Source organism: Streptomyces sp. NPDC049954 (genome assembly GCF_040656295.1).
In the GTDB taxonomy this organism is placed as follows: Bacteria; Actinomycetota; Actinomycetes; order Streptomycetales; family Streptomycetaceae; genus Streptomyces.
The window spans coordinates 63,314-88,450 of sequence record NZ_JBFALS010000007.1 but is presented as its reverse complement, the minus strand read 5'-3'; the positions used below and the strand labels follow the sequence as shown (position 1 = coordinate 88,450).

At 70.1% G+C, this 25,137-nt stretch carries 21 protein-coding genes and 2 pseudogenes; 11 read left to right on the top strand and 12 right to left on the bottom strand.

Annotated features, from left to right (window positions below; genetic code table 11):
• The first annotated feature begins 31 nt into the window (after window positions 1-31).
• The 6 genes from AB0J21_RS17275 (at window position 32) to AB0J21_RS17250 (ending at window position 5,698) form a co-directional block, all read left to right on the top strand.
• Window positions 32-478 (top strand): PLDc N-terminal domain-containing protein, encoded by a 447-nt coding sequence (locus tag AB0J21_RS17275; RefSeq protein ID WP_363146826.1) that lies wholly within the window; start codon window positions 32-34, stop codon window positions 476-478.
• Between the two features lie 188 nt (window positions 479-666).
• Window positions 667-2,079: a cytosine permease gene (locus AB0J21_RS17270; protein WP_363146824.1), complete on the top strand. Its 1,413-nt coding sequence runs from the start codon at window positions 667-669 to the stop codon at window positions 2,077-2,079.
• Complete coding sequence (locus AB0J21_RS17265; RefSeq protein WP_363146823.1) at window positions 2,076-2,588, top strand: nucleoside deaminase; 513 nt, start codon at window positions 2,076-2,078, stop codon at window positions 2,586-2,588. Before AB0J21_RS17270 ends, AB0J21_RS17265 begins: the two co-directional genes overlap by 4 nt.
• A 29-nt stretch (window positions 2,589-2,617) precedes the next feature.
• Window positions 2,618-3,094 (top strand): NUDIX domain-containing protein, encoded by a 477-nt coding sequence (locus AB0J21_RS17260; protein ID WP_363146822.1) that lies wholly within the window; start codon window positions 2,618-2,620, stop codon window positions 3,092-3,094.
• A 58-nt stretch (window positions 3,095-3,152) separates the two neighbouring features.
• On the top strand, window positions 3,153-3,977 hold the full coding sequence (locus tag AB0J21_RS17255; protein WP_363146821.1) for a class I SAM-dependent methyltransferase: 825 nt from the start codon (window positions 3,153-3,155) through the stop codon (window positions 3,975-3,977).
• Between the two features lie 290 nt (window positions 3,978-4,267).
• Window positions 4,268-5,698, top strand: coding sequence for an alkaline phosphatase family protein (locus tag AB0J21_RS17250; RefSeq protein WP_363146820.1), 1,431 nt, complete (start codon window positions 4,268-4,270; stop codon window positions 5,696-5,698).
• Between the two features lie 81 nt (window positions 5,699-5,779).
• On the opposite strand, the gene ccsB is transcribed toward AB0J21_RS17250, so the two are convergent.
• The 7 genes from ccsB to hemL all read right to left on the bottom strand — a co-directional run bounded on the left by ccsB (window position 5,780) and on the right by hemL (window position 13,959).
• Window positions 5,780-6,859, bottom strand: a complete 1,080-nt coding sequence (ccsB, locus tag AB0J21_RS17245) for a c-type cytochrome biogenesis protein CcsB (protein ID WP_363146819.1) — start codon at window positions 6,857-6,859, stop codon at window positions 5,780-5,782.
• A complete protein-coding gene (locus AB0J21_RS17240; protein ID WP_363146818.1) occupies window positions 6,856-8,733 on the bottom strand; it encodes a cytochrome c biogenesis protein ResB in 1,878 nt (625 codons plus the stop codon). The genes ccsB and AB0J21_RS17240 overlap by 4 nt, the downstream gene beginning before the upstream one ends.
• A 3-nt stretch (window positions 8,734-8,736) precedes the next feature.
• The gene (locus AB0J21_RS17235) at window positions 8,737-9,510 is read right to left on the bottom strand and encodes a cytochrome c biogenesis protein CcdA (protein WP_363146817.1); all 774 of its coding nucleotides are present in this window, start codon (window positions 9,508-9,510) and stop codon (window positions 8,737-8,739) included.
• The gene (locus AB0J21_RS17230) at window positions 9,510-10,136 is read right to left on the bottom strand and encodes a TlpA disulfide reductase family protein (protein ID WP_363146816.1); all 627 of its coding nucleotides are present in this window, start codon (window positions 10,134-10,136) and stop codon (window positions 9,510-9,512) included. The genes AB0J21_RS17235 and AB0J21_RS17230 overlap by 1 nt, the downstream gene beginning before the upstream one ends.
• A gap of 66 nt (window positions 10,137-10,202) precedes the next feature.
• Window positions 10,203-11,615 (bottom strand): hypothetical protein, encoded by a 1,413-nt coding sequence (locus AB0J21_RS17225; RefSeq protein WP_363146815.1) that lies wholly within the window; start codon window positions 11,613-11,615, stop codon window positions 10,203-10,205.
• Window positions 11,616-11,866: 251 nt separating this feature from the next.
• Window positions 11,867-12,532: a histidine phosphatase family protein gene (locus AB0J21_RS17220; protein ID WP_363147211.1), complete on the bottom strand. Its 666-nt coding sequence runs from the start codon at window positions 12,530-12,532 to the stop codon at window positions 11,867-11,869.
• A gap of 107 nt (window positions 12,533-12,639) precedes the next feature.
• A complete protein-coding gene (gene hemL / locus AB0J21_RS17215) occupies window positions 12,640-13,959 on the bottom strand; it encodes a glutamate-1-semialdehyde 2,1-aminomutase (protein WP_363147210.1) in 1,320 nt (439 codons plus the stop codon).
• 367 nt (window positions 13,960-14,326) lie between these two features.
• Here hemL and AB0J21_RS17210 point away from each other — a divergent pair, with 367 nt between their 5' ends.
• Window positions 14,327-14,935 (top strand): hypothetical protein, encoded by a 609-nt coding sequence (locus AB0J21_RS17210; protein ID WP_363146813.1) that lies wholly within the window; start codon window positions 14,327-14,329, stop codon window positions 14,933-14,935.
• Between the two features lie 67 nt (window positions 14,936-15,002).
• Here AB0J21_RS17210 and AB0J21_RS17205 read toward each other — a convergent pair.
• Window positions 15,003-15,825, bottom strand: a pseudogene (locus tag AB0J21_RS17205) (site-specific integrase); the annotation flags it as partial.
• On the opposite strand from AB0J21_RS17205, the pseudogene AB0J21_RS17200 reads away from it, so the two are divergent.
• From AB0J21_RS17200 to AB0J21_RS17190, 3 genes and pseudogenes are all read left to right on the top strand, one after another.
• Window positions 15,826-16,533, top strand: a pseudogene (locus AB0J21_RS17200) (mobilization protein); the annotation flags it as partial.
• A 157-nt stretch (window positions 16,534-16,690) separates the two neighbouring features.
• Entirely contained in the window at window positions 16,691-17,491 is an 801-nt protein-coding gene (locus tag AB0J21_RS17195) for a hypothetical protein (protein ID WP_363146812.1), read from the top strand.
• Window positions 17,478-18,647, top strand: coding sequence for an XRE family transcriptional regulator (locus tag AB0J21_RS17190; protein ID WP_363146811.1), 1,170 nt, complete (start codon window positions 17,478-17,480; stop codon window positions 18,645-18,647). The genes AB0J21_RS17195 and AB0J21_RS17190 overlap by 14 nt, the downstream gene beginning before the upstream one ends.
• Before the next feature lie 153 nt (window positions 18,648-18,800).
• On the opposite strand, the gene AB0J21_RS17185 is transcribed toward AB0J21_RS17190, so the two are convergent.
• The 4 genes from AB0J21_RS17185 to AB0J21_RS17170 are packed head-to-tail and all read right to left on the bottom strand — an operon-like array spanning window position 18,801 to window position 23,063.
• Window positions 18,801-19,238 (bottom strand): NUDIX domain-containing protein, encoded by a 438-nt coding sequence (locus tag AB0J21_RS17185; RefSeq protein WP_363146810.1) that lies wholly within the window; start codon window positions 19,236-19,238, stop codon window positions 18,801-18,803.
• A gap of 30 nt (window positions 19,239-19,268) precedes the next feature.
• Window positions 19,269-20,060, bottom strand: a complete 792-nt coding sequence (gene fabG / locus AB0J21_RS17180; RefSeq protein WP_363146808.1) for a 3-oxoacyl-ACP reductase FabG — start codon at window positions 20,058-20,060, stop codon at window positions 19,269-19,271.
• Window positions 20,041-21,105 (bottom strand): hypothetical protein, encoded by a 1,065-nt coding sequence (locus AB0J21_RS17175; RefSeq protein WP_363146807.1) that lies wholly within the window; start codon window positions 21,103-21,105, stop codon window positions 20,041-20,043. The genes fabG and AB0J21_RS17175 overlap by 20 nt, the downstream gene beginning before the upstream one ends.
• Window positions 21,106-21,155: 50 nt before the next feature.
• On the bottom strand, window positions 21,156-23,063 hold the full coding sequence (locus tag AB0J21_RS17170) for a nucleotidyltransferase domain-containing protein (RefSeq protein WP_363146806.1): 1,908 nt from the start codon (window positions 23,061-23,063) through the stop codon (window positions 21,156-21,158).
• Between the two features lie 869 nt (window positions 23,064-23,932).
• On the opposite strand from AB0J21_RS17170, the gene AB0J21_RS17165 reads away from it, so the two are divergent.
• Entirely contained in the window at window positions 23,933-25,036 is a 1,104-nt protein-coding gene (locus AB0J21_RS17165; RefSeq protein ID WP_363146805.1) for a tetratricopeptide repeat protein, read from the top strand.
• Window positions 25,037-25,137: the final 101 nt, after the last annotated feature.

Genomic DNA, 25,137 nt, shown 5'->3' with positions numbered 1-25,137 from the left:
GCTCACGCCGCGACCCGCGAAGGAGAGCGCCATGCTCCGGGTACTGATGATTCTCGTGCCGCTGGCACTGAGCATTTTCGCGTTCATCGACTGTGTGACGAGCGACGAGAAGGAGATCCGCTACCTGCCGAAGCCGCTGTGGGCGATCCTCGTGCTCCTCTTCCCGCTCGTCGGCTCGATCTCCTGGCTGATCATCGGCAAACAGCGCACCTTCGCCGGTGGCCCGGGCGCGGCGCGCGGCGGCTGGGTCGCCCCCGACGACAACCCGGAGTTCCTGAACTCGCTCAAGAAGAACCCGCCGACGGCCGACACGCCGTCGGCGAAGGCCCCTGAGTCCGCCGCGCCGTCCGGGCCCCCGAAGGCGTCGGAACCCCCGGAGCCCGGTCAGGACGACGACCGGCTGACGACCTGGGAGGCGGACCTGCGCCGCCGCGAGGAGGAACTGCGGCGCCGCGAGGCGGGCGAGGAGAACTCGTAGGCGGCGCTCGCCACGCCGGTGCGACCTGGACGATCGTCCAAGGCGTTCGACGGACGTCACACCGTCCTGTGTAGCTACCACCCGTCCTCGTGCCCGAGACTGGTGGACGAAACCCGGCGTGCGGAATCCGGCGTACGACGCTGTCGCCTCCAGCCGTATGTCCCTCGTCCCCCGTACTCCCCGAGGCCATGAACAGCACCCCTTCCGTCACCCTGCCCGAAACCGGCGGGGTCCCGCCGGTGTCCGAGAAGCCCGAGAAGCCGCTGACCGTCGAGGCGGGCGGCGCCGAACCGGTCCCGGAGAGCGGCCGGCACGGGCACCCGCGTCAGCTCCTGTGGACCTGGGCCTCCCCGCAGGTCGGCTGGGCCACCGCCTACATCGGGGTCCTCGCGGTCGCGGTGTTCGGGCTGGGGTTCTGGGAGGCGGTCGCGGCCCTCGTCCTGGGCGCGCTGCTCGGCTCGCTCGCGCACGCGGCGCTCTCCACGGACGGCCCGCGCTTCGGCGTCCCGCAGATGGTGCTGGGCCGGCTGTCCTTCGGGTACCGGGGCAACGCGCTGCCCTCGGCGGTGAACGCGCTGGTCGCCGGTGTCGGCTGGTTCGCGATGAACACGCTGGGCGGGGCCTTCGCGCTGAACTCGCTGACAGGTCTGCCGCCGCTGGCCTGTCTGCTGCTGCTCGTGGCCCTGGAGATCGTCGTCGGCTACGTCGGCCACGATCTCGTGCACCGCTTCGAGAAGTACGCGCTTCCGGTGCTCGCGGTGGTCTTCCTGCTGGCCGGGGTGTGGATCTTCAAGGGCGCGCACCTGTCGCACCCCGGGACCGGGGGCGGTTTCGGCGCGTTCCTGCTGGCGTTCAGCGCGTCCTTCGGTTTCACGGCGGGCTGGAACCCGTGCGCCTCGGACTACTCGCGCTACCTCCCGGCCTCGACCTCGCGCCGTGCGACGGCGCTGTACTCCGGTCTCGGCCTCTTCCTCTCCGTCTCCCTCGTCTCGGTGATCGGCGCGGCCTCGGGCACGGTGCTGGCCCCTGCGGGCGCGAGCCCCACGGACGCGTTCACCGGCCAGCTCCCCGGCTGGCTGTCGAACCTCACCCTCCTCGCGATCATCATCGGCGCGATGGCGGCCTCGACGCTGAACGTGTACTCGGCGGCGGTCTCCCTCTCCTCCCTCGCGGTGCGCCTGCCGCGCTTCCTGAACCGGGCGACGCTCACCGCGCTGACCGGCGCGGTCGGCCTGATCGCCGGCTGGGCCTCGCTGTCCGACGCGGGCCACGCCTTCGAGTCCTTCCTCCTGGTCATCGCGTACTGGACGGCTCCGTGGCTCGGCGTCGTCCTGGTCGAGCAGTGGCTGCGCCGCCACACCCCGCACACCCTGGTCCGCGACCGCCTCACGAGCCGCGCCCACGGCGGCGCGGCGGGCCTGACCGCCCTGCTCGCCGGTGTCGCGGTCTCCGTCCCCCTCTTCTCCAACCAGGAGATGTACGTGGGCCCGCTGCCCGCCCACTGGCCGGGCCTGGGCGACCTGACCTGCCCGGTCGGCTTCGCGGTGAGCGCCCTGCTGTACGCGGCGCTGCGGACCCGCACTCCCCGGAACCCCGTATGAACGAGAAAGGCACCGTTGTCGTGGACTCTGTGAACCCTGTGGCTTTTGCCGACCCCCTGGACCGGGACCTGGCCCGTACGTGGCTCGCGACCGCCGTCGCGGAGGCGCGGCAGGGCCTCGCCGAGGGCGGCGTCCCGATCGGCGCGGCCCTCTACGGGGCGGACGGCACCCTGCTGGGCCGGGGCCACAACCGCCGCGTCCAGGACGGCGACCCGTCCTCCCACGGCGAGACCGACGCGTTCCGCGACGCGGGCCGCCAGCGCACGTACCGGGGCACCACGATGGTGACCACCCTCTCCCCCTGCTGGTACTGCTGCGGCCTGATCAAGCAGTTCGGCATCACCCGCGTCGTCGTCGGCGAGTCCACGACCTTCAGGGGCGGCGAGGACTGGCTCGCCGAACAGGGCGTGGAGATCGTCCAGTTGAACGACCCGGAGTGCGTCACGATGATGACCGACTTCATCGAGCAGCACCCGGACGTGTGGAACGAGGACATCGGCGAGGACTGAGCCGGGGGCCCGCGGGGGAAGGGTCCGGCATGGCCCGCGCCGAGTTCTACGACGATCCCGGGGCGCCGCCGCCGCGCCCCAACTCCCTGGTCGTGGCCGCCTCCGCGTTCGTCGGCGACGCGCGGGGGCGAGCACTCGTCCAGCGGCGCGCCGACAGCGGCCTGTGGGCGCTGCCGGGCGGCGCGATGGAACCGGACGAGTCCCTGCCGGACGCGGCGGTGCGCGAGGTGCGGGAGGAGACCGGGTTCGACGTGGAGATCGCCGGCCTGGTCGGCACCTACACGGACCCGCGCCACATCATCGCGTACGACGACGGCGAGGTCCGCCGCCAGTTCGACGTGTGCTTCCGCGCCCGCGTCCTCGGCGGCACGCTCACCGCCTCGGACGAGAGCACGGACGTACGGTTCGTAAACCCGGAGCAGATCGCCGCACTGCCGATGCACCACACGCAGCGGTTGCGGGTGCGGCATTTTCTGGAGGAGCGGCAAGAGCCCTGTCTCGGGTGACACGCACGCCCCGCCCAGGAAGCCTGGCCATGCTCTCCCATCCACCGGAGGATCTCCCATGCCGCCCACCAGCCCCACCCCCCTCTCCCCCGCCGTCCTGGAGTTCTACGGCTCGACGGTGGACGAAGGGCGGCGACTGTCCGCATCCGGGGACGGGGTGCTCGAACTCGTCCGTACGCAGGAGCTGTTGCTGGACCGGCTGCCGCAGGCCCCCGCCCGCGTGCTCGACGTCGGTGGTGGGCCAGGGACGCATGCGCGCTGGCTTCAGGAGGACGGGTACCGGGTGCGGGTCGTCGATCCGGTCGCCCGGCATGTGAAGGCCGCTCGGGCGGCGGGGTGCGTGGCCGAAGTCGGGGACGCCCGCGCCCTGGACGCCGGGGACTCCTCGTACGAGGTCGTGCTCCTGCTCGGGCCGCTCTACCACCTGATCCGCTCCGGGGACCGGGCCGCCGCGCTCGCCGAGGCGTTCCGCGTGGTGCGGCCCGGCGGGCTCGTCGTCGCGGCCGGGATCAACCGGTACGCCTCGCTGTTCGAGCACGCCGCGCTCGCGCACCTGGACCGGGAGCGGCTGCGGGAGAGCGTCGGGCGGATTCTGGCGAGCGGGGTGCACGACGGGCGGGGCGGGTTCACCGAGGCGTACTTCCACACCGGGCAGGGGCTGGCCGAGGAGGTGCGGGCCGCCGGGTTCGCGGAGGTGGAGGTGCGCGGGGTCGAGGGGCCCGCCTGGGGCATGGTGAAGGCCGCCGAGCAGTACACCGGGGGCTCCGTCGTCGGCACCCCGCTGTTCGACTCCGTACTGGCCGCCGCGCGCCTCGCCGACTCGTACCCGGATCTGCTCGCCGCCGGTTCCCATCTGCTCGCGTTCGGGCGGCGGCCCGCCTGATCGGCGGGGGCGCGGACCGGGCCCGCGCCCCCGGACGGCCACCGGACGCCCTCCCGGACGGCCTTCCGGGAGCCCCGGCCCGCCCCGGCCGCCCCCGCCCGCCCCGCCACACTCACGCCACACTCACTCTTTGCTCACCCTTGATTGCTTTGCGATAACTTGATGTGCCGTTCACGTAAGTTCATCCAACTGCCCTGATCCGCTTTCCCCGGCGCCGGGTTCAGTGATCGACGGCCCCCGGGCCACCGTTCGCAACAGCCCCCCGCATGTCAAAGGGAAGTGGGACAGCCATGCCCGGAATGACCCGTCGCAGACTTCTCGGTTCGGCCGCCGCCGCGACCGGCGGTGCCGCCGCGCTCAGTCTGCTGCCGCCCAGCGTCCAGGAGGCCGTGGCCGCCGGGCCCCGGCCCGGTGGTTCGCTCGACGACGTCGAGCACGTCGTGATGCTCATGCAGGAGAACCGGTCCTTCGACCACTACTTCGGCACGATGCGCGGCGTGCGCGGCTTCTCCGACCCGCAGGCCCGGCGCCTGGACACCGGCAAGTCCGTGTTCTACCAGCCGGACGCGGAGAACCCGGACGGCTACACGCTGCCCTTCCACCTCGACACGCACACCACGAGCGCGCAGGCCATCCCCTCCACCAGCCACGCCTGGGCCGTGCAGCACGAGGCGTGGAACAACGGGAAGATGGACGCCTGGATGCCCGCGCACCGCAAGGCGGACGGCAAGAACGGGCCGTACGTCATGGGGTACTACACGCGGGAGGACATCCCCTTCCAGTTCGCGCTGGCCGAGGCGTTCACCGTGTGCGACAACTACTTCTGCTCGGTCATGGGCCCGACCTGGCCCAACCGCATGTACTGGATGACCGGCACCCTCGACCCGAACGGGCAGCACGGCGGCCCGATCCTCAACAACACCGCCCCGGCCGCCGGTTACACCTGGACCACCTACGCGGAGCGCCTGGAGGCGGCCGGGGTGAGCTGGAAGGTGTACCAGCAGGAGGACGACTACGGCTGCAACATGCTGGAGAACTTCGCGAACTTCCGTAACGCGAAGCCCGGCGAGCCGCTGTACGAGAAGGGGGTGCGCCCGCAGGAAGAGGGCACCTTCGAGGCGGACGCGCGGGCCGGGAAGCTGCCCACCGTCTCCTGGATCATCTGCACGAGTGAGCAGTCGGAGCACCCCGACTACCTTCCGGCGGCCGGCGCCGACTTCGTCGCCTCGAAGATCGAGGCGATCGCCTCCAACCCGGAGCTGTGGCGCAAGACCGCGTTCATCCTCAACTACGACGAGAACGACGGCCTCTTCGACCACGTCGTACCGCCCACCCCGCGCGCCGGGACCCCCGACGAGTTCGTGCAGGGGCTGCCGGTCGGCGGCGGTTTCCGGGTGCCCTGCGTCATCATCTCGCCGTGGACCGTGGGTGGTTTCGCGGCCGGGGAGGCCTTCGACCACACCTCCGTCCTGCAGTTCCTGGAGCGGGTCACCGGGGTGGCCGAGCCCAACATCAGCCAGTGGCGCCGCCGTACCTTCGGCGACCTGACCTCGGCCTTCGGTTTCCGTGAGGCCGCGCACCAGCCGCCGCGACTGCCCGATGACACCGCCGAGCAACTCGCCGAGGCCGAACGCGAGGTGGCGACCCTCCCGAAGCCGGCCCTGCCGGGCGGCGGCCAGCGTCCGCCCCGCCAGGAACCGGGGCGCCGTCCGCGCCGCTGAGGACACCCCCGTACGACAGCGCCGCCCGGTCCCTCCTCGCGGGGGACCGGGCGGCGCTGTCGAGTCACGGGGTCGTGCGGCTCAGCCGACACCCGCGTACGAGTGCTTGCCGGTCACGAAGATGTTGACGCCGTAGTAGTTGAACAGCCAGCAGGCGAAGGCGATGAGCGCCAGGTAGGCGGCCTTGCGGCCCTTCCAGCCCGCGGTGGCCCTGGCGTGCAGGTAGCAGGCGTAGGCGACCCAGGTGATGAAGGACCAGGTCTCCTTCGGGTCCCAGCCCCAGTAGCGGCCCCACGCGTCGCCGGCCCAGATCGCGCCCGCGATGATCGTGAAGGTCCACAGCGGGAAGATCGCCGCGTTGATGCGGTACGAGAACTTGTCCAGGCTCGCCGCGGCGGGCAGCCGGGACAGCACGGAGTGCGCGAACTTCCCGGGGGTGCCACCGGTGGCGATCTTGTTCTCGTACGCGTCGCGGAACAGGTAGAGCAGGGTGCCCACACCGGCGACGTAGAACGCGGCCCCGCAGAAGATCGCGGTGGAGACGTGGATCCACAGCCAGTACGAGTGCAGCGCCGGGACGAGCTGGTCGCTGGAGGTGTAGAGCACCGTCGTCGCGAGCCCGAGGTCCAGCAGGACGGTGGTGACCAGGGGCAGCGTCAGCCAGCGCACGTTGGTCTTGGCGATCAGCAGGCCGAGGAACACCGCGACGGCCACCGCCGAGAAGGTGACCGAGAACTCGTACATGTTGCCCCACGGCGCCCGCCGCACCGAGAAGGCGCGGGCGAGGACACCGCCGACGTGGACGACGAAGGCGAGGGTGATGAGCGAGACGGCGATCCGGCCCCAGATGTCGCCCTTCTCGGTCCCGCCGGCCGCCCCGGGCCCGTCCGGGACGTCCCGCGTACCGGCCGCCGAGCGGGTGACGACCTTCGGCCGGTCCAGGACGGCGGTCGAGCCGGCCTTGCGGACGGTCACCGCGGGGGCCGCGGCGACGGGCCGTTCGGTGACGGCGGCGGCGGTACGGGCGACCCGGCTGCGGCTGCCGAAGATCCACTCCGCGATGCTCGCGAAGAAGGCGAGCATGTACACGGCCATCGCGGAGTAGATGAGCACGTTGCTGGTGTGCGCCAGGCTCTCGTTTGTTCCGGCGGCGAGATTCACTTCTCAGCCCCTTCGGCTTCGGCTGGGGTTACTGCGGGGGTACCGGCTCGCGGCGTGGGGCCGGCCACCGGATCGGTTCCGGACGGCGAGGGCACGTGGGGCTGCCCCTCGGCTTCCGGGTCGGGGCCGGGGGCCGTGGGCGCCCGGTCGTGGAGGGTGCCCGCGAGCGAGGACAGCTCCTGCGGGAGCTTCGCCGACTCGCTGCGGCCGAGGCCGGCCATCTCGACGACGGTCGTTCCGTCCGCCCCGGCCGTGGCCCGCACCCAGACGCGGCGGCGCTGGATGAACAGGGACCCGGCCAGTCCGGCGATCGCGGCCATCGCGCCGCCGAGCGCGAGTCCCGCGCCGGGCTGCTGGCTGATCTGGAAGCTGGCCCACTCCTTGATGTCCTTCTCGAAGGTCACCGAACCGGCGCCCCCGGGAAGCTTCATGGTCTCGCCCGGCAGGAGCAGCTTCTTGTAGAGCTGGCCCTTGGAGTTCTTGAACTCCTTCAGCTTCGTCTTGTCGAGCTGGTAGACGTTCTGCGCGATCCCGGAGTCGATGCCGAGGTCGCCGTGGTACGCGGACAGTGCGAGCACGGGGTAGCCGAGGCCGGGGAAGGTGGACAGCATCCCGGTGTCCCGCCCGAAGGTCGGCACGAAGAAGGCGTTGAAGCCGAGCTGTTCCGGCTTGCCCTGCTTGTCGGTGTAGCCGTCGGCGACCTTGATCGCGCCCTGCGCGGAGCCGTTCGCGTCGAGCGGCAGCAGGGCGGAGGCCCCGTGGAAGATGACCTTGCCCTTGCGGTCCCGGACGGTGACGACGGGCGCGTATCCGTGCCCGTTGAGGAAGACCTTGGAGCCGTCCACCTCCAGCGGGTGGTTGGGCGAGATGGTCTGCTTGTGCTCCTTGCCGTCTGCGCCCTCGCTCCACGTGACGTCGGCGGTGTAGACGCGCGGGGTGCCCTTGTTCGGCCCGGAGGTCTCGTACGTACCGGTGAACTTGTCGAGCGTGAAGTGGTACGGCGCGAGGTCGTCGTCGCTGAACAGGCTGCCCGACTTGAAGTCGTCGTACTGGGTGCGGGTGTTGGAGAACCCCTCCCCCTCGATGACGAGCTTCCCGCCCTCGGACTTGAACAGGGAGCCGGTGGCGAAGGCCACGAGCATCACGATGAGCGCGACGTGGAAGACCAGGTTCCCGGCCTCCCGCAGGTAGCCCTTCTCGGCGGCGACGGCCCTGCCGCCCTGACCGGGCTCGTAGGCGTCGGCCCGGTAGCGGCGCTTGCGCAGGAGGGCGCGGCCCCAGTCCTGGACCTGCTCGGGCGTGGCCTCGGTGCGCCAGGTCGTGTACGCCGGCATCCGGTCCAGGCGCCCCGGGGCGCGCGGCGGGCGGCCCCGCAGCTGGCCGACGAACTGCCAGGTGCGCGGGACGATGCAGCCGATGAGGGAGACGAACAGCAGGATGTAGATCGCGGAGAACCACACCGAGCTGTAGACGTGGAACAGGCCGAGCTTGTCGTAGACGGGCCCGAGGGTGGTGTGGACCTTCTGGAAGTCGGCGACCTTGAGTTCGTCGGTGCCCTGCTGCGGGATGAGCGATCCGGGGACGGCGCCCAGCGACAGCAGGAACAGCAGGATCAGCGCGACCCGCATCGAGGTGAGCTGCCGCCAGAACCACCGCACCCAGCCGGTCAGCTCCCGCCAGGTCCAGGCGAGCGCCCCGCCGAACCCGGCGCGCCGCACCCCGCCGAAGGAACCGGGGACGGTCCTGTCGACCGGGGCGGTGGACAGCTGGGCCCCGGCGGCGCCGAGATCCTGTTCCTCGGCGTTCCGGGCGGCGCGTTCCCGCTCCTCGGCGTTCCCGGCGTGGGTGTCCTCGTGCTGCTGTGTACCGCTCATGGTTCAGATCCCCACCGTGAAGCCGGCGGCCCAGCCCTGCATGTGCTGCACCAGAACATTCCAGACACCCGTGAGCAGTAGCACGCCGGTCGCGATCATCATGGTCCCGCCGATCCGCATGACCCACATGTAGTGCCGCTTGACCCAGGAGAAGGCACCGAGGGCCTTGCGGAAGGCCACGGCCGCCAGGACGAAGGGGATGCCCAGACCGGCGCAGTAGGCGACGGTGAGCAGCGCCCCCCGGCCCGCGCTGGCCTGCGTCGAGGACAGCGCCAGCGCCGAACCGAGGGTCGGGCTGACGCAGGGCACCCAGCCGACGCCGAAGAGCGCCCCCAGTATCGGCGCGCTGACCAGCCCGGCGGTGGGCCGCTTGTGGAAACGGAACTCGCGCTGCGTCATCCAGGGCATGAGGCCCATGAAGAAGCCGCCCAGCAGGATCATCAACACGCCGAGGACGCGCGAGATCGTCGACTGGTGCCCCTGAAGTTCCTGTCCGAAGTACCCGAACAGCGCCCCGCCGGACACGAAGACGACGGTGAACCCCAGCACGAACAGGGAGGCCCCGGTGACCATCCTCCCCCGCCTGGCCTCCGCCAGGTCCGTACCGCTCACGCCCGTCACGTAGCTCAGGTAACCGGGGACGAGCGGCAGCACGCACGGCGAGAAGAACGAGACGAGCCCGCCGAGCACGGCGACCGGGAGCGCGAGCAGCAGCGCCCCGCTCAGCACGGTCTCGTTGTACCCGGGGGCGGCGGCCAGCGCGCTCACCGCACTCATCACTTCTCCGCGATCAACGGGTCGATCATCTTGCGCATCTTCTTGTCGTCGAGCGCCATGAGCGCGCGGGCGGCGATCCGTCCGTCCCGGTCCAGTACGAGGGTGGACGGGATCGCCTGCGGGTTGAGGCTCCCCTTGGGGAAGCGCAGCATCAGCTTGCCGCTCGGGTCGTACAGGCTCGGGTACTCCACGCCGAACCGCTTCTCGAACTGCTGGGCCGGGCTGCGGTCGGGGTCGCGGGTGTTGATGCCGACGAACCGCACGCCCTTGTCGCGCAGCTCCTTCTCGACCTTGACGAGGTAGGGGGCCTCGGCCCGGCAGGGCGCGCACCACGAGCCCCACACGTTGACGACCACGACCTCGCCCTTGTAGTCGGAGAGGTCGAGCTGCTTGCCCTCGATGGTCTTGCCGCCGATGTCCGGGGCAGGTTTGCGGTCAGCCGCCTTGACGGTCGAGATGCCGCCCGTGCCGGTGACGAAGTTCGTGCCGCCCGAGCCGCTGGAGCTGCCCGAACCGCACGCGGTGAGCAGCAGCGCGCCGACCGCCGCACCGGCCGGCAGCAGTGCGGCGCGGCGGCGGGAGAGGCGGAGTGGGGCGCGGTTGCCCTGGGCGGAGCGAGCACTCATGTGAAAAGTTTCGCATGTCTGTCTCAGGGATCTTCCGCACCCCCCTCCGCAGGGGAAAACCCCATTTCAGACCGTGTTTTCCGAACTGCCGGAAGGGCCTGGGGACGCCCCGTTACGAGTCTGTGCGGCACCTGCGAGGTAGCTGTGCCAGCCGCCCGCCGGACGCTCCCCTACGTTGAGGGAGCGCAGCCGTTCCAGGACCGCCGGGTCCTGCGCGTCGAGCCAGTCGGTGAGCTGGCGGAAGGAGACCAGGCGGACGTCCTTGTGCCCGGCGATGCCCTTCAGCGCCTCCTCGACGGCGTCCATGTAGATGCCGCCGTTCCACTCCTCGAAGTGGTTGCCGATGAACAGCGGGGCCCGGTTGGTCTCGTAGGCGCGCCGGAAGCCGTTCAGGTAGGCGCCGGCCGCCTGCGCCCTCCAGCCCGGGTAGTGGATGGGCGGGGCCTTCGTGGAGTTGCGGGACTGGTTGAAGAGGATGTTGTAGTCCATCGACAGCGGCTCGAAGGAGTGCCCGGGGAAGGGCACGGCCTGGAGCGGGTAGTCCCACAGGCCGAGTTTCTTGCCGGGCCAGACCTGGAGGCCGCCGGGGCTGGAGGCGTCGTAGCGCCAGCCCTTGGCGCGGGCGGCGGGCAGCAGGTTGTCCTGGCCGAGCAGGCAGGGGGTGCGGCCGCCGACGAGTTCGTGCCCGTAGTCGAAGGGCAGCGGCGGCAGCTCGTGCCAGCCGCTGTGGGTGCGCCAGGTGGTGACGAAGCTCTCGGCCTGCTCGATCTCGCTGGCCCACTGCTCGGTGGACCAGTTCGCGACGGAGCCGGAGCCCGCGCAGAAGTGCCCGTTGAAGTGGGTGCCGATCTCGTGTCCGTCGAGCCAGGCGTCACGGACGTACCTGAGGGTCTCCTGGATGTGGCCGTCCGTCAGGTAGCCGATGTCGGAGGCGCCGACCGGGTTCCCGGGCGGCCGGTAGACGTGCTTCTTCTCCTCGGGCAGCAGGTAGAGACCGGACAGGAAGAAGGTCATGTGCGCGCCGTGGTCCTTGGCGAGCTTGAGGAAGCGGGGGAACAGCCCGTTGCCGACCTCGCCGGCGCCGTCCCAGGAGAAGACGACGAACTGCGGCGGGGTCTCGCCCGGCTCCAGCCGTACGGGGGCGGCGGGCTGGTGGGGCTGGAGCCCGGTGAAGGCGGTGGACCCGTCGCCGATCAGGCGCAGCGGACGCGCGCCGCCCTGCCCGCCGGTCCCCGCTCCCCCGCTCCCGCCGGACGCGTGCGCGGACGGGCTCGGGGTGCCCCGCGAGGTGTCCGCACCGCCGCTCGCCCCGCACGCGGCGAGGGCCGGGGCGGCGAGCGCGCCCGCGCCCAGACCGATCAGTTTCCGCCGCGACAGGTGGCCTTCGCCGGGCGGGGAGGGCTGCTCGCCGACCCTGGTTCCGCTCTCGCCCCTGCCGTCCGCGTCCCCGCCGCCCACGGCGTTCGTTGCTCCGGTCATGCCAGATACCGCCTTTCCTGTGAGTGCCCCACCAGGAAAGACCGATTAATACGATAAAGCGATTATGACACGAAAGGTCGGGGTGATCCCGAACCGACTCTTTACCCTCGGCCCGGGGAGTCGGAGCGGCCGGGGCACCGGGAACGGATATGGCGAGAGGCCCTCTGACCAGGTCAGAGGGCCTCTCGCCGTACTGCTTCGTCTTACTGCTTAGGGGAGTACCGTTCTCCGCTTCGGGACGCGCCGGTCTCCTACGCGCCGAACGCCTTCGACTGCTGTCCCGCCCCGCCCGAGGTCTTCGCGGGCCTGGCCCCGGCCCGCAGGTGCGCCGGTACGAGGTCGATGGCGGGCTCCGAGTAGCCGACGGACACGATCGTGTCGCCCTTGAAGGTGAAGCTGGTGAGCGAGGCGAGCGTGCACTGCCGCTTGCGCGGGTCGTGCCACAGCCGCCGCCGCTCGACGAAGCTGCGCAGCATCCACACGGGCAGCTGGTGGCTCACGCACACCGCCTCGTGGCCGCGCGCCGCGTCCTTCGCGCTCTCCAGCGCGCCCCGCATCCGCACGACCTGCTCGACGTACGGCTCGCCCCAGGACGGCTTCATGGGGTTGACGAGGTACTTCCAGTTCTGCGGGCTCTTCAGGGCGCCGTCGCCGACCCCGAAGGTCTTGCCCTCGAAGATGTTGGTCGCCTCGATGAGCCTGCGGTCCGTCGCGAGGTCGAGTCCGTGGCTCTTCGCGATCGGCGTGGCCGTCTCCTGCGCCCGCTCCAGCGGGGAGGCCACGACGTGCGTGATGTCGCGGGACGCGAGGTGCTCGGCGACCCGGTCGGCCATCTCGCGGCCGAGCGCCGACAGGTGGTAGCCGGGCAGCCGCCCGTAGAGCACGCCCTCCGGGTTCTCCACCTCTCCGTGCCGCATCACGTGGACGACCGTGATCTCGTCGCCGCTGCTGCTCTCGCCCTTCACACCCACACCCGTCTCTGTCGGTACTGCCGGTACTGCCTGCTCGGCCGGTCCGGTTCCGGTCACCGGGCATTCTCCGGGGTGGCCGCGGCGGCGGCGCGGGCGGCCACCGGGAGGGCGGCCGCGACCCGCTCCAGGGCCTGCTCGTCGTGGGCCGTGGACACGAACCAGCACTCGAAGGCGGACGGCGGCAGGTACACGCCCTCGGCGAGCATCGCCTGGAAGAACGCCGTGTAGCGGAAGGACTCCTGGGACTTGGCGTCCTCGTAGTTCCGCACCTCGCGGTCGGTGAAGAACACGGAGAACATGTTGGAGGCCGTCTGCACGCGGTGGGCGACGCCCTCCTTGGTCAGCGCCTCGCTCGCGAGGGCCTGGAGCCGCGTGGAGACCGCGCCGATCGTGTCGTACGCCGCCTCGTCGAGCAGCCGGAGCTGGGCGACGCCCGCGGCGGTCGCGACCGGGTTCCCGGACAGCGTCCCGGCCTGGTAGACGGGCCCGACCGGCGCGAGGTACCGCATGACGTCCGCGCGCCCCCCGAAGGCAGCCGTCGGGAAGCCGCCGCCCATGACCTTGCCGAAGGTCATGAGGTCGGGCACCACGCCGTCCACCCCGAACCAGCCGGCGCGGCTGGTGCGGAAGCCGGTCATGACCTCGTCGGAGACGTAGAGGGCGCCGTTGTCCGCGCACAGCTGCTTGAGGCCCGCGTTGAACCCGTCGAGCGGCGGGACGATGCCCATGTTGCCGGGGGACGCCTCGGTGATGACGCAGGCGATCTCGCCGGGGTGCGCGGCGAACGCGGCCCGCACCGCCTCCAGGTCGTTGTACGGCAGGACCAGCGTGTCCCCGGTCTGCGCACCCGTGACGCCCGGCGTGTCGGGCAGCCCGAAGGTCGCCAGGCCCGAACCGGCCGCGGCCAGCAGGGCGTCCACGTGGCCGTGGTAGCAGCCGGCGAACTTCACGATCTTCGCCCGGCCGGTGAACCCGCGCGCGAGCCGGATCGCCGACATCGTCGCCTCGGTGCCGGAGGACACCAGCCGCACCTGCTCGACGGGGGCGATACGGGAGACGATCTCCTCGGCGAGTTCGACCTCGCCGCGCACCGGCGTACCGAAGGAGGTGCCGTGCGCGACGGCCTCCCGCACGGCGGCGAGCACCTCGGGGTGCGCGTGGCCGAGGATCATCGGCCCCCAGGAGCACACGAGGTCGACGTACTCCCTGCCGTCCACGTCCGTCAGGTACGCGCCGCGCCCCGAGGCCATGAAGCGGGGGGTACCGCCCACGGCGCCGAAGGCCCGCACCGGGGAGTTCACGCCGCCGGGGGTGACCCGGGAGGCGCGGTCGAAGAGGCCCTGCGAGACGGGGGCTTCGTAGCTGTAAGGCACTTTGGTCACGTCGGTCACTTCGATCACTCGGTCGCTTCGCTTCTGACCTGCGAAAACTTCGGGGTGTAGGGGCGCGGGCGGCTCCGGCGGGAGAGGCCGGGCAAGGAACTGCGGATCCCCGTCCCCGGTCCGCTCCACAGGCCCCCCGCGTCTGCGAAACTGGGGGCTCGTACGGAACAGCTCACACCAGCCATGGTGTCAGAGCCCGCCGCCAAGGCATCGACGTGCCCGGCGGCGGGGCCTGGATCACGGTTCCGGCCGACACCGCGGCACACGTTTCGGCGGGCTGACGTGGGGGAGGTCAACTGACACGATGATCGGGTTGTACGGCGAGGCCGTACGACGCTGAGGGCAATCGGGTGGAAATATGCAACGCGGTGGCGGACTGGGCGAGGGGACCGGTGACCTCGGGCCTCGGCGCGCCCGGCGGGGACGGCACCGGCGCGAGACGGAAGAGCAGTGGCCCGAAGGGGCGGCCGGCGGCGGCCCCGGGGCGCCCGCGCCGGACGGATCAGTGGCACGGACGGGGAGTGGCCGCGTGGGGGTGACCTACAAGTACTTCGGCGCGCCCGACGGAGCCACGGCCGCCCGGGTCCCGGTGTCGATGCGCCCCGAGGAACTGGGCGGCGACGAACTGGGCATGGGCGGCATGTTCACCAAGATCAAGCCGGAGACGATGGCCGCGATGGTCCTCACCGGCATCGAGGGCATCCCCCTCTACCGCGTCCCACCCCTCGAACTGGTAGTCCTCCACCCCGACTACGCGGTCGTGAAACTCCCCATGACGGTGGTCGACCCCCTGCGCGGCGTCGGCGAGGAGTCCGTGGGCGCGGCCGCCTTCATCTGGTCCACGGTCCCCGACCGCGGCGGCCCCCGCGACGCCTTCAACATCTACCAGCTGCTCCACGAGTGGCAGGACTTCAGCCATCGGTTGCATGAGGCGGGGCATCAGCCTTATTGCCTGGTGTGGCCGTGAACTGGGGTTTCTTGGGATTCGGGCGGGGCTTTCGGTCTCCGCCCTCGTCATGTACCGGTAGGGGCCGTCAGGCGGCCAGGGCACATTGAGGGCACATGGGTTTTGGCGGGGGCACTGATGTGCCCTGAGCCTTCGGCGCACCGCCGCCCTCTCCCGCCTCGGCTTCGGTAAAGGCGTCGTCGATCGCCTTGCGGGTCCGAGTCTCGCTGGACGGCAACAGGTGCGTGTACGTGCGCAGCGTGAAGCCGGGGTCCGAGTGACCCAGGAACTCGGAGAGCGCCTTGATGCTCTCCCCCGCGTCCAGGAGCACGGAGGCGTACGCGTGCCGGAGGGCGTGCATGCCGTCCTCCGGAGCCGCCTGGAGGTACCTCGCACCGCGCTCGCGGGGAGGGATTACACCGGCGGCGGCCAAGGCCAGCTTCCAGGCACCCATGTTGAAGACGCTGCGGTTGTAGGCCCGGCTCTTGTCATCGACGAAGAGGAGGCGGACGGTCTTCGGTTCGCCGTCCGCCTTGGCCCAGGGCAGGGTGACGGCGACAGGCGGGAACGTCTTCATGTGGGCCTTGAGGGCAGCGGCAAGTTGAGCCGACAGGGGCACTGACCGGATCTTATTGTCCCTTGGGCAGGGCGAAGACGGCCTTCGTGCCGACGAGCCGCACCTGGCGGTTGACGTGGATCCAGCCGCCCTTGAAGTCGATGTCCTCGACGGCGAATCCGAACACCTCGCCCTGGCGCAGGCCGCAGCCAAAGGCGAGCTTGCCGCCGGCCTGGAACCGTTTCGGGAGCCCGGCAATAACAGCACGCACGCGCTCCAACGGCCAAGGGATGATCTTCTTCTTGGTCACGGTCGGTAGCTTGACCGACTTTGCCTTGCAGGGGTTCTTCGGCAGCCGCTCACCGCACCGGCCGAGGCGAAACGGGAACTCGAACGAGCCGCCACCGCCTTCGAGCGCGCCACCCGCTCCCGCATCACCGCCGACCTCCACAGCACCCGCGTTCTGCGCCGCAGCATCCAGACCATCCTGCTCGTCCCCGGCACAACACGCGACGGGACCGGACTGGCGATGCTGCTGGACGCCGTCCTCATCGCCGTGGCCTTCGCCCGGCACTGGCACCAAACCCACCAGCACGCCCAGCAGGAAGCCGCCGCCGAACAGACCCTCACCCACCTCCAGACCGCCTACGCCCACGTCGCCGTCCCGGTCCTGGACGGTATCGCCCGCCGCACCCCCGGCCCCCAGACCACACACCGCTACGCCCGCCACCTCCAGCAAGCCGCCCCCGAGCACGCCGACCGCATCCTGAAAGACCCCGCCTGGGACGCCCTCGCCACCGTCCTCGCCGACGCCGAAACCGCCGGCCACAATTCCGCCACCCTCCTCAACCAGGCCCTCGGTCAACGCACCCTCGACGACGCCCGCAACCCCGCCCGCACCCTGACCTGGCGCATCCACCGCCTCGGCCAACGCCACACCCCCAGCCCCCGCGCCCAAGCAGCCACGGCCCGCAGCACCGCACGCCGCCCCGACGCCGCGATCGAACTGCCGGCAGTCGCACCAGCCGCTGCCCTTCAGCGACCACAAGTACGGCGTCGTTGACCGGCTCAGCCGCGCTGTTGCCTGATCGTTCTCCAGGGACAAAGAGGCAAGAGACGCGCCGAACACCAAAGTGGTTGTGCAAATTCCAAGACATCAACTAAAGTCAGTGGCGCACTGGAATGCTTCGATGCGTAGTCCGACCTGAGGAGTCGTCCGCATGGGTATGCCTTCGTCGTCGTGGACGACCGACGTGTTCGCCGAGCAAGCAGCAGACGCGCGCCGCCGCGTCGGGCAGGGCCTTCGCAACATGCAGGCCAACGCACAGGCCGCACAGGAACAAGCCGCCTCCCGCACCACCCGCGTTTACGGAACCAGTCGGTACGAGAACCAGTACGAGCGGCTCCAGGACGAACTCAAGCAGGTCCCCGGCGCCCGGGCGGTCAAACCGTTCGGCTTCTCGTACGAGCTGATGCTCATCGGCAAGGGGCTGATCTACCCGTTCCGGTACTCCAACACCAAGTCGGACGTACGTAGCGCACGCATTCCCAGCCAGTCCCGGCTGGTGCGGGAACTCTTCACGTTCGCACCGGCGCCGAAGCACACGCAGGACCCGTTCGACTTCGACTTCGACTTCGGACCGGCCGTTCCGATCGCCGAACCGCGCGGCGCTCTGGCGACCGTCCCGGAGGGCACGCAGTTGGTCCTGGTTCCCTTTGCCTGCAACGCCTCCGAACTCCTTGAGGCGTACTGGGGCATCGCGGCGCTCGGGGTGAACCGACAGCTGGAGTGGGCAACCGACCCGGAGCCGCTCCACCTGCCTCAGGAGATCACCTCGCACACCCTGCGCCCGATCAGCATTCCGGGCCAGGTCATGGCACACACCGGCTTCGCCGAAGGACTCGAACCCACCCTTACGCTGTCCTCTCGTACCGCCTCGGACCAGGCCCTGCACGTACCCGTGCAGACCGAGGCAGAACCCGTTGAGGACCAGAGCAGCGAAGACGATGCGACCCACTAAACAAGACCTCATTCCCGGTACAGAAGAACGTGGCGCCACGCCCCGCGCCGTCTACGACGCCTTCGATCCCACGCGTGTCACGCAAGCTCGTCGTCTGGCGGAGATGACGAAGAAGGACGTGGCGGCCGGGCTCGGGGTGACGCCTGCCGCCGTGGGGCAGTACGAGACCGGGGTGTCGAAGCCTCGACCCGATTTGATCCCCCGGCTCGCAGAGGTCCTCGGGGTTCCGGTGACGTTCTTCCTGCTGGGCAGGCCAGCTAATCGACTTGACGCCTCCATGGCGCATTTCCGAAGTCTGCGCAGCACACCGAAGTCCCAGCGGGAACGTGCGCTCGCGTTCGCCGAGCAGGTCTGGGAGCTCACGTACGCGCTGGAACAGCGAGTCCAGTTGCCCCTTGTCGACCTCCCCGGTTTCGCCGGCGGGGAGGTCCACCCCGGCGAAGAGCTGTCTACCGACCCTGTATCCGCAGCCCGTGAGCTTCGCCGTCGTTGGGGCCTCGGCGACGGCCCTGTCACGCATCTGGTGAGGCGGATGGAGTCCCACGGGATCGTGGTGGTCATGCCGCCTGCCAGCGATCCCTCTGCCGCGAGCGTGGACGCCTTCTCCACCCGGGCAGCCCGGCCGCTCGTCGTTCTGACCGCCGCCCGGGCCGACGACATCTACCGGCACCGGTTCACGGCTGCCCATGAGCTGGGCCACCTTGTGCTTCACGCCGATGCCACCGGTGACAGCCGTCAGGAGAAGGAGGCGGATGCCTTCGCCGCCGAGTTCCTGACCCCCCAGGACAGCATCCTGCCGTTCCTGCCGGGGCGAATGGATCTTGCACGCCTGGCCGAGCTAAGGGGGGTCTGGGGAGTCTCCCTCCACTCGCTTGTCTACCGATGCCGCGAGCTGGGGCTGATCTCCGACGCGACTGCCAGCCGGACGTATCAGCGTCTACGCGCTCTCGACGGCCAGCCGGGCTTCACCGCCGAATCCGTCTCGAACTTCCCCGGTGAACGGCCTTCGCTGCTTCGGCAAGCCTTCGAGCTGGCTGCCAAGGAGGCGGGCCTATCGGTTTCCCAACTGGCTCATGAGCTGGCGTGGACAAGCGGGAGAGTGCAGGACCTGCTGGGCGTTCAGGAACAGAGGCCGGTGCTCCGGCTGGTCCAGTAGCAGCGTCGTTCGACCTGAGTAGCCGTGGGGCACGGTCGTTTCCCGATGCTGCTGTCAAGAGTCTCCAGCGCCAAGCCAACAACACGTAGCGATGTCATCAGGGCCGACTCACCTCGGAGTCGGCCCTGATGACCTGCTGACGCACTCGGAGGTTCAGAGCGATGCCTCGACTCCGAGGCTTCCGGCCCTGATGGCTCCTCGTAGGACGTGGACGATGTCCTCGGGCTTGAGGTCGATACCGTCGAGACCCGCCAGAGTCAGCGGGATCTCCTCCAGCGCGTACTCACCGCGGCCTTCGGTGCTGAACTCGGGACCGGTGCGGTCGTCGAAGGACCAGGTCGCGATGCGGGCGAGGTAGAAGAGCTGACGCTCGCCGTCAGACTCCATCGTGTGGAGCAGACGGATGATGTCGGCCTTTCCCGCGATCTCCTCGTGGATCTCGCGGTGGAGGGCGGCCTCGCGTGACTCATCGGTGGGCTCGACGCCGCCGCCGGGCAGGACCCAGTACTCGGGGATGCCGGGCCTGGTGCGGCGGATGACCAGCATCGTGTGGTCGCGGGTGACGAGGACGGCACGGACTCGTTCGATCATTTCGTTGGGTCTCCTTGCTTGTTGACGTACTCAGTGGAGCAGCCAGCCACCATCGACGTGGACGGACTGCCCCGTAATGAACGAGGCGGAAGGGCTTACGAGAAACGCCACCAGGGCGGCGACGTCCTCGGGGCGGCCACGGCGCGGGACGCACTGGCGCTTGATCTGGTCCTCCGGCCGCGCACGGTGCCGGGCGGGGAGGGCATTCTCGGCCTCGACCTGGATGGCGCCGGGCATGACGGTGTTGACGCAGATCCCGAACGGACCCAGTTCGCGGGCGAGGGAGCGGGTCAGTCCCAGCAGCCCGGCCTTCGCGGTGCTGTATGCGACGAGGTTCGTTCGGCCGGCGCGGGCGTTGACGCTGCCGATGTTCACGATCCGGCCCCAGCGGCGTTCGATCATGCCGGGGGTGAAGGCGTGGCAGGCGCGGTAGTGGGCGGTGAGGTTCACGTCGAGGGAGTAGTTCCAGGCGGTCTCGTCGGTGTCCTGCCAGGCGACGCGGGGGTAGGAACCGGCGTTGTTCACCAGGATGTCGACGGGTCCGATCTCGGCGCGGACGAGGTCGGCCATGGTCCGAACGGAGCCTGGATCGGTCAGGTCGGAGTTCACCGCGATCCCAGGGCTGCCCACGCGTTCGAAGGCGGCGAGGAGGGCGTGAGCGTCGGGGTCTTGGCCGAGGTGGTTGACCGCCACGGTTGCTCCGGCGGCCGCGAGCGTCCGTCCGATCTCGGCGCCGATGCCGGTGGCCCCGCCTGTGACGAGGGCGGTGCGCCCCTGGAGGGGCCGACTCTGGAGAGGACTCTCAAGCAGTGACAGGGACATTGCCGCTCCGTTCGCCGGGGTGGGGGTGAGAGGCCGGTGTTGTGGTGAAGAAGGTGTCGAGGGTCATGTGCGGGTCCTGACTCTCGGCCAGTTTGATCAGAACGAGCAGAAGGTCGTGTCCGGTGAGCCGGGAGGGCGGGATGACGCCGAGGACGCGCAGGGCGAGAAAGGCACGGATCTCCTCCATGCCGCCGCTGCTCTCGATGCGGAGGCCGTCCAGGGCACGAGTGATGGCCGCAGCGCGGCCGGGGCTGGTGTTCCAGGAGTGTCGGACATCGATGTGGCGACTGCTCCTGTGCAGTTCCAGGTGCTCGATGCGAGGGCGGGCCAGAGGCGGCAGGGCAAGGCGGAGGGTGCGGGCGTACACGTCGGGCTGGTAGCGGGGGACGAGCCAACCGCCCAGGGCCACCAGGTACCAGAGCAGGTTGGCGGCCTCGCCCGCGACGGTGTTGCGCCCGGCGTACTCGAAGTCGAGCCAGCACAGCGGGTCGGCGATGTTGGGTTCGGTGGGGTCGCCCTGCGTCAGGCCGGCGCGCAGGCGGCGGTCAGGGGCCAGCGCGTCACGGAGGCGCTCGATGGTGTCGGCGACATCCAGCGTCAGCGGTCTGCCGTTGGCGGTGAGGGTGAAGTCGGCCAGTTCCCGGACGGTGAGGGTGGTATCGGTGTGAGGCAGAGCGATGGGCAGGTCGCGGCGCAGGTACCAGCGGTCCAGCCGTCCCCCGGGGCGGATGCGGTCGAGGTAGAGGTCCGGTACGCACTCGGCCAGTGGCGTGTGCTTCCCGGTCTCCTCGGCCGCCGCCCGCAGGTCGGCGCAGACGCCGTCCACGAGGCGGGCCAAGCGGGGCTGGACGGTCGGATCGCGGTCGGCGAGGGCAATCACGTCGCCCATCAGCAGCTCGCACCGGCCGGTAGCGAAGACATCCTCGTAAACGAGGATCTGCCTGTCCGGTGACGCGATCTGCCCGCGGAGGGCCGGAACCGCGACGCGAGAGGCGAGCCGCGCACGCCCCTTCGCCTCGTTCTCGGCCTGCTCGCGGGTAGCCACCGGCTTGTGGAAGATACCCGTTGCTGCCGTGGCCCACCTGCCCGTCGCGCTCACCGCGTCTCTCCAGGAAGAGTGTCCAGCCATCCCTGGAGAACGAGGAGCGCAAGCGCTTCGGCAGCGAGCGGCTCGGTGCGAGCGGTGGTGACCAAGCTCGTGTCCTGCCGTGTGGCGTCGAGGAGGACGGTGAGGGCGTCGCTGTCGGAGGGGCACTCGATTCCCTTGAAGCGGAGCTGGATCTTCGCGAGCAACGCCGTGACCTTGTAGAGGGCGCGGAGGTCGGGGCTGCCTTTGAGGAACTGGCGGCGGATCTCGATGGCGGCCTGGATACCGTCGCGCAGGCCTGCTGCGATGTCGGTTGCCGCGTCCGGAGCGGGCAGAGACAGACCGGGGGTGGACCACAAGGGGACCAGCGACCCGCTACCGATGAGAGCGAGGACGTGAAGGAGTCGAGAGGTGATGGCGCCGGCCCGACACTCGGCACGGGTCAGTACGGTGATGCCCAGCTTGACCCCGCGGAGTTCGGTCGCCAGATCCGCGAGGATCTGGCGCATCTCGTCGAGGGAGGAGGTATCGGCCACGACGAGGACGTCGAGGTCGCTCCAGCCGTGCTGGTACTTGCCCCGGGCGCCGCTGCCGGTGACGGCCAGAAGATCGATCAACGGGCGGAGGCCGGTGGTGCGGTCGATGAATTCGGCCAGATAGGACTCCAGGTTCACGGGGAGTCCGAGCGCGTTGACCGGCATGGTTGAGGGCTCGTGTTCCGGCCAGCGTCGATCGAGCGCGATACGGTCCAACCGCCGCTCCAGCTCCAGGCGCGGTCCGTCGTTGCTGATGACCTCATGGGCGATCGAGACGATCTTGTCCGCGCCTCGTGCGCATTTGGTGAGGTCGCGGTCGATGACGTCCTGGGAGCCAGCAGTACCTCGCCGGATGCGTGTGGCCTCGGAGGCGTCCAGGTACGCGATGGTGAGCTGGGGCCCGAGCATCCGGGCGAGTTCGGCGGTCGAGTCGAAGTCGTGCAGCGACTCGATGCTGACGGAGTCGAGGAAGTGGTGGGCCTGGTAGAAGCGGTCCAGCGAGTCCACAATCAACTCGGCCTGCACGACTGGACCCAGTCGGTACGGGTCGCCGATTCCGGCGCGGCTGGCGGAGTTCTCGATGAGATACCCGATCTTGAGGCGGGCGTGGCCGTGCTGGGTGCGCAGATACTCGCCAGCCGTGCTCTTGCCGCTCTCCGACATCCCGCCCAGCGCGGTGACGTGCACTCCGGCCAGGGCACGGCCGGGCACCTCCGGATGCAGCGGTGCCAGAAGCTGGCGCACCTCGTCCTGGACGGCGACGGTCGGCCGATCCCCGATGCGGATGGCCATCGGGAAGCGCCCCTCGTCGACTAGGCGGTTGATGTGCTCATGGAGGTGGCGTTGGTAGGCCGCGTAGATGTCGGTGACGGACACCTCGTGGGCCAGGCTCCGGCGGGCACCTTCCTCCGGATCCTCGCAGTGCAGGAGGACGAGGGCGTGCTCGCCCTCCTCGGCGGCCCGCAGGTCGGTCTCGTACGGGGCCAGCAGGATCCGGGCTCGGTCCGTGGCCTGCGCGGCGTCCAGATCCTCCCGTACGGCGACCGTCGCGGCGACGGACGCCTCCAGCATCGGGATGCCCCGGTCCAGCAGGCGCAGGGGTGCGGAGAAGGGGAGGCGGGAGCGTTCAAGGTAGGAGGTGGCGAGGACGTCGGCGACCTCCTCCACCGGGCCGGTCTCGAACCACCAGCGAGCCATGCCGTCGGCCTTGATGACGTTCCAACGGGGGTCGTAGCGGTCGAGTGGGCCTGCTGAGGTCGCGGCCGGGCCCATGCGCCGGGCGAGGATTCCGATCTGCTTGGTCTTCCCGGTGTTGTCGGGGCCGCTGAACGCGACCGACACGGGGAGGGGGTACGTGTCGCTGTTGTACGGACTGGACATCGGCTTCCCTTCACGGGTGATGCGGAAAAGGGGGTACGTCGGTGAGGCATCGTGGATGGCCTGCGGCAAACGAGGTGGGCTCCGACCCCGGCCGGGGAGGACAGACCGAGGCCGAAGGGTCTATACGGTTCCGTCGGCCGACGGAACGTCCTCAACGCTGAGCGTCGGCTGCGCCGACGGGCCGGCGCGGAGGAGTGCTCGGTGTGGGCCAGAAGGCCGACCGCGACGAGTCCGGAGGCCGTGCCGAGGGCCCAGATCCAGCTCAGGACTGTCTCCAGCGGATCGGATAAGGGGGAACGGCTCACCGCGTCGCCTCGCGTACGACAGGATGCCGAGCGGCACTGGGCCGTCGCGTGGAAGGGATCGTGCGGGTCCGTGGGCTGTCCGTGGGCATCTCCACCATCGGGTCCTCTCACGTGTTCGGGCAGGCACCAATAGGCCCTGAATAGGGCCTATTCGAGCCATTCGGAGATCTGCGGGGTGATGTTCAGTGAACGACGGGTCGCGCTCCCGGGACAGGGCCCAGGATGTAGTCCTGCGTAATCCCGCGTAATCCAGGTGGGGAGGGCGACGGGGTGCCGAGGAACCCGGCCATCGCGGAACTGATCAAGCGGGCCTGCCAGGAACGAGGCTGGGGACCCTCGGAGTTGGCGCGCGCTCTCGGCCTAGCCGAATGCGGTGACCCGCGCCGCCTGCAGCGACAGCACGCCCGGCGGTGGATAGAAGGCGAACGAACCCCAGGCCACTGGTGGCCCTACATCGCGCAGGTGCTGGCACTGGATCCCGAGGCGATCAACCTCCCGGAGCCCACGCCTGCGGCACCCCACACAGATACCGTTGCGTCAGTCCTGCACCTGGGAAGGAGCGACGTGGAACGCCGGGAGTTCATCCTCGCCTCCAGCGGATACGCGCTGTCCGCACTCGGCCTGCCTGACATGAACAGCATCACTCGCCGGACCAAGACCGCCCTTCCCGGTGCTGTCCGAGTCGGTCAGGGCGAGGTGGCCGCCGTACGGCACATGGTCAAGGCCCTCGGCGACTCCGCCTCCGAACTCGGTGGCGGGCACGCCCGCCACCTGGCCGTCCGCTACCTCACCCAGGACGTCGCTCCCTGGCTGGAAGGTCACTTCACCGAAGCCACCGGCCGCGACCTTTTCGCCGCGACCTCCCAGCTCGTTCATCTCGCCGGCTGGATGGCTCAGGACGAGGGCGACACCCCCGAACTGCGGGGACTCGCCCAGCGCTACTACGCCCACTCCTTCCGCCTGGCCGCCGAGGCCGGCGATCCGGAACTGTCGGCAACGGCTCTCCGGGGTCTTGCTGTTCAGTGCGTCGATCTCGGCTACCGGGCCGAAGCCGTTCAGCTCGGCGAAGCCTGCGTGGAGTACGGCCGCCACCTCGACAATCCGCGCGCCGTCGCTTACTACGAGGCCACTCTCGCCAACGCCGCCGCCCAGGATGACGATCGCCGCATGGCAACCAAGCACCTGGCCTTGTCAGAGGCCGCCATTGGCAGGCCGACCGCCGCAGCCGGCGATTCCTGGGCCGCCCACTACTCCCCTGGCCGCTGGGCGCATGAATCCGGCATGATCCTCTCCCGCCTCGGCGACCTCGACGCCGCCGAGGAACACCTCCACCTCGCCCTCGACATCCACGGCCTCGACCGCCGCCGCACCCGCGCCATCGTCCTCGCCGACCTCGGCGGCGTGCGCCTGCGCCAAGGCGACGTCGACGGCGCCATGGCCACCTGGCGCGACTTCCTGGACTGCGCCGACGGCATCCGCTCGGTCAAGGTCCAGGCCGCACTCCAGGACATGCGCGTCCGCCTACGCCGGTACAGCGGAGTCCCCGAGGCCCAGGAGCTCCGGGAACGGGCAGCTCGGTTCGCCGCCTGCTCGCCTCCGTCTCAAAGATGGGGCCTCCCGTCGGATACCAACCCCTGCGATAGCCGTGCGGTTACGTCTGCCGTTTAGCGGAGCCCTAGCAGCTGTAGATCGTGATCTTGCTGGTGGGGGGCGGGTTCGGGAACGGGTACGGCCACCGATGATCATCGTTGTTTGTGAAGACGAACGAA

What these genes read in the sequence shown, in the direction of transcription:
- AB0J21_RS17275 (WP_363146826.1), top strand. Translation starts at nt 32, where the DNA reads ATGCTCCGGGTACTGATGATTCTCGTGCCGCTGGCACTGAGCATTTTC.
- AB0J21_RS17270 (WP_363146824.1), top strand. Translation starts at nt 667, where the DNA reads ATGAACAGCACCCCTTCCGTCACCCTGCCCGAAACCGGCGGGGTCCCG.
- AB0J21_RS17265 (WP_363146823.1), top strand. Translation starts at nt 2,076, where the DNA reads ATGAACGAGAAAGGCACCGTTGTCGTGGACTCTGTGAACCCTGTGGCT.
- AB0J21_RS17260 (WP_363146822.1), top strand. Translation starts at nt 2,618, where the DNA reads ATGGCCCGCGCCGAGTTCTACGACGATCCCGGGGCGCCGCCGCCGCGC.
- AB0J21_RS17255 (WP_363146821.1), top strand. Translation starts at nt 3,153, where the DNA reads ATGCCGCCCACCAGCCCCACCCCCCTCTCCCCCGCCGTCCTGGAGTTC.
- AB0J21_RS17250 (WP_363146820.1), top strand. Translation starts at nt 4,268, where the DNA reads ATGCCCGGAATGACCCGTCGCAGACTTCTCGGTTCGGCCGCCGCCGCG.
- AB0J21_RS17240 (WP_363146818.1), bottom strand. Translation starts at nt 8,733, where the DNA reads ATGAGCGGTACACAGCAGCACGAGGACACCCACGCCGGGAACGCCGAG.
- AB0J21_RS17235 (WP_363146817.1), bottom strand. Translation starts at nt 9,510, where the DNA reads ATGAGTGCGGTGAGCGCGCTGGCCGCCGCCCCCGGGTACAACGAGACC.
- AB0J21_RS17230 (WP_363146816.1), bottom strand. Translation starts at nt 10,136, where the DNA reads ATGAGTGCTCGCTCCGCCCAGGGCAACCGCGCCCCACTCCGCCTCTCC.
- AB0J21_RS17225 (WP_363146815.1), bottom strand. Translation starts at nt 11,615, where the DNA reads ATGACCGGAGCAACGAACGCCGTGGGCGGCGGGGACGCGGACGGCAGG.
- AB0J21_RS17220 (WP_363147211.1), bottom strand. Translation starts at nt 12,532, where the DNA reads ATGCGGCACGGAGAGGTGGAGAACCCGGAGGGCGTGCTCTACGGGCGG.
- AB0J21_RS17210 (WP_363146813.1), top strand. Translation starts at nt 14,327, where the DNA reads ATGCAACGCGGTGGCGGACTGGGCGAGGGGACCGGTGACCTCGGGCCT.
- AB0J21_RS17195 (WP_363146812.1), top strand. Translation starts at nt 16,691, where the DNA reads ATGGGTATGCCTTCGTCGTCGTGGACGACCGACGTGTTCGCCGAGCAA.
- AB0J21_RS17190 (WP_363146811.1), top strand. Translation starts at nt 17,478, where the DNA reads ATGCGACCCACTAAACAAGACCTCATTCCCGGTACAGAAGAACGTGGC.
- AB0J21_RS17185 (WP_363146810.1), bottom strand. Translation starts at nt 19,238, where the DNA reads ATGATCGAACGAGTCCGTGCCGTCCTCGTCACCCGCGACCACACGATG.
- fabG (WP_363146808.1), bottom strand. Translation starts at nt 20,060, where the DNA reads ATGTCCCTGTCACTGCTTGAGAGTCCTCTCCAGAGTCGGCCCCTCCAG.
- AB0J21_RS17170 (WP_363146806.1), bottom strand. Translation starts at nt 23,063, where the DNA reads ATGTCCAGTCCGTACAACAGCGACACGTACCCCCTCCCCGTGTCGGTC.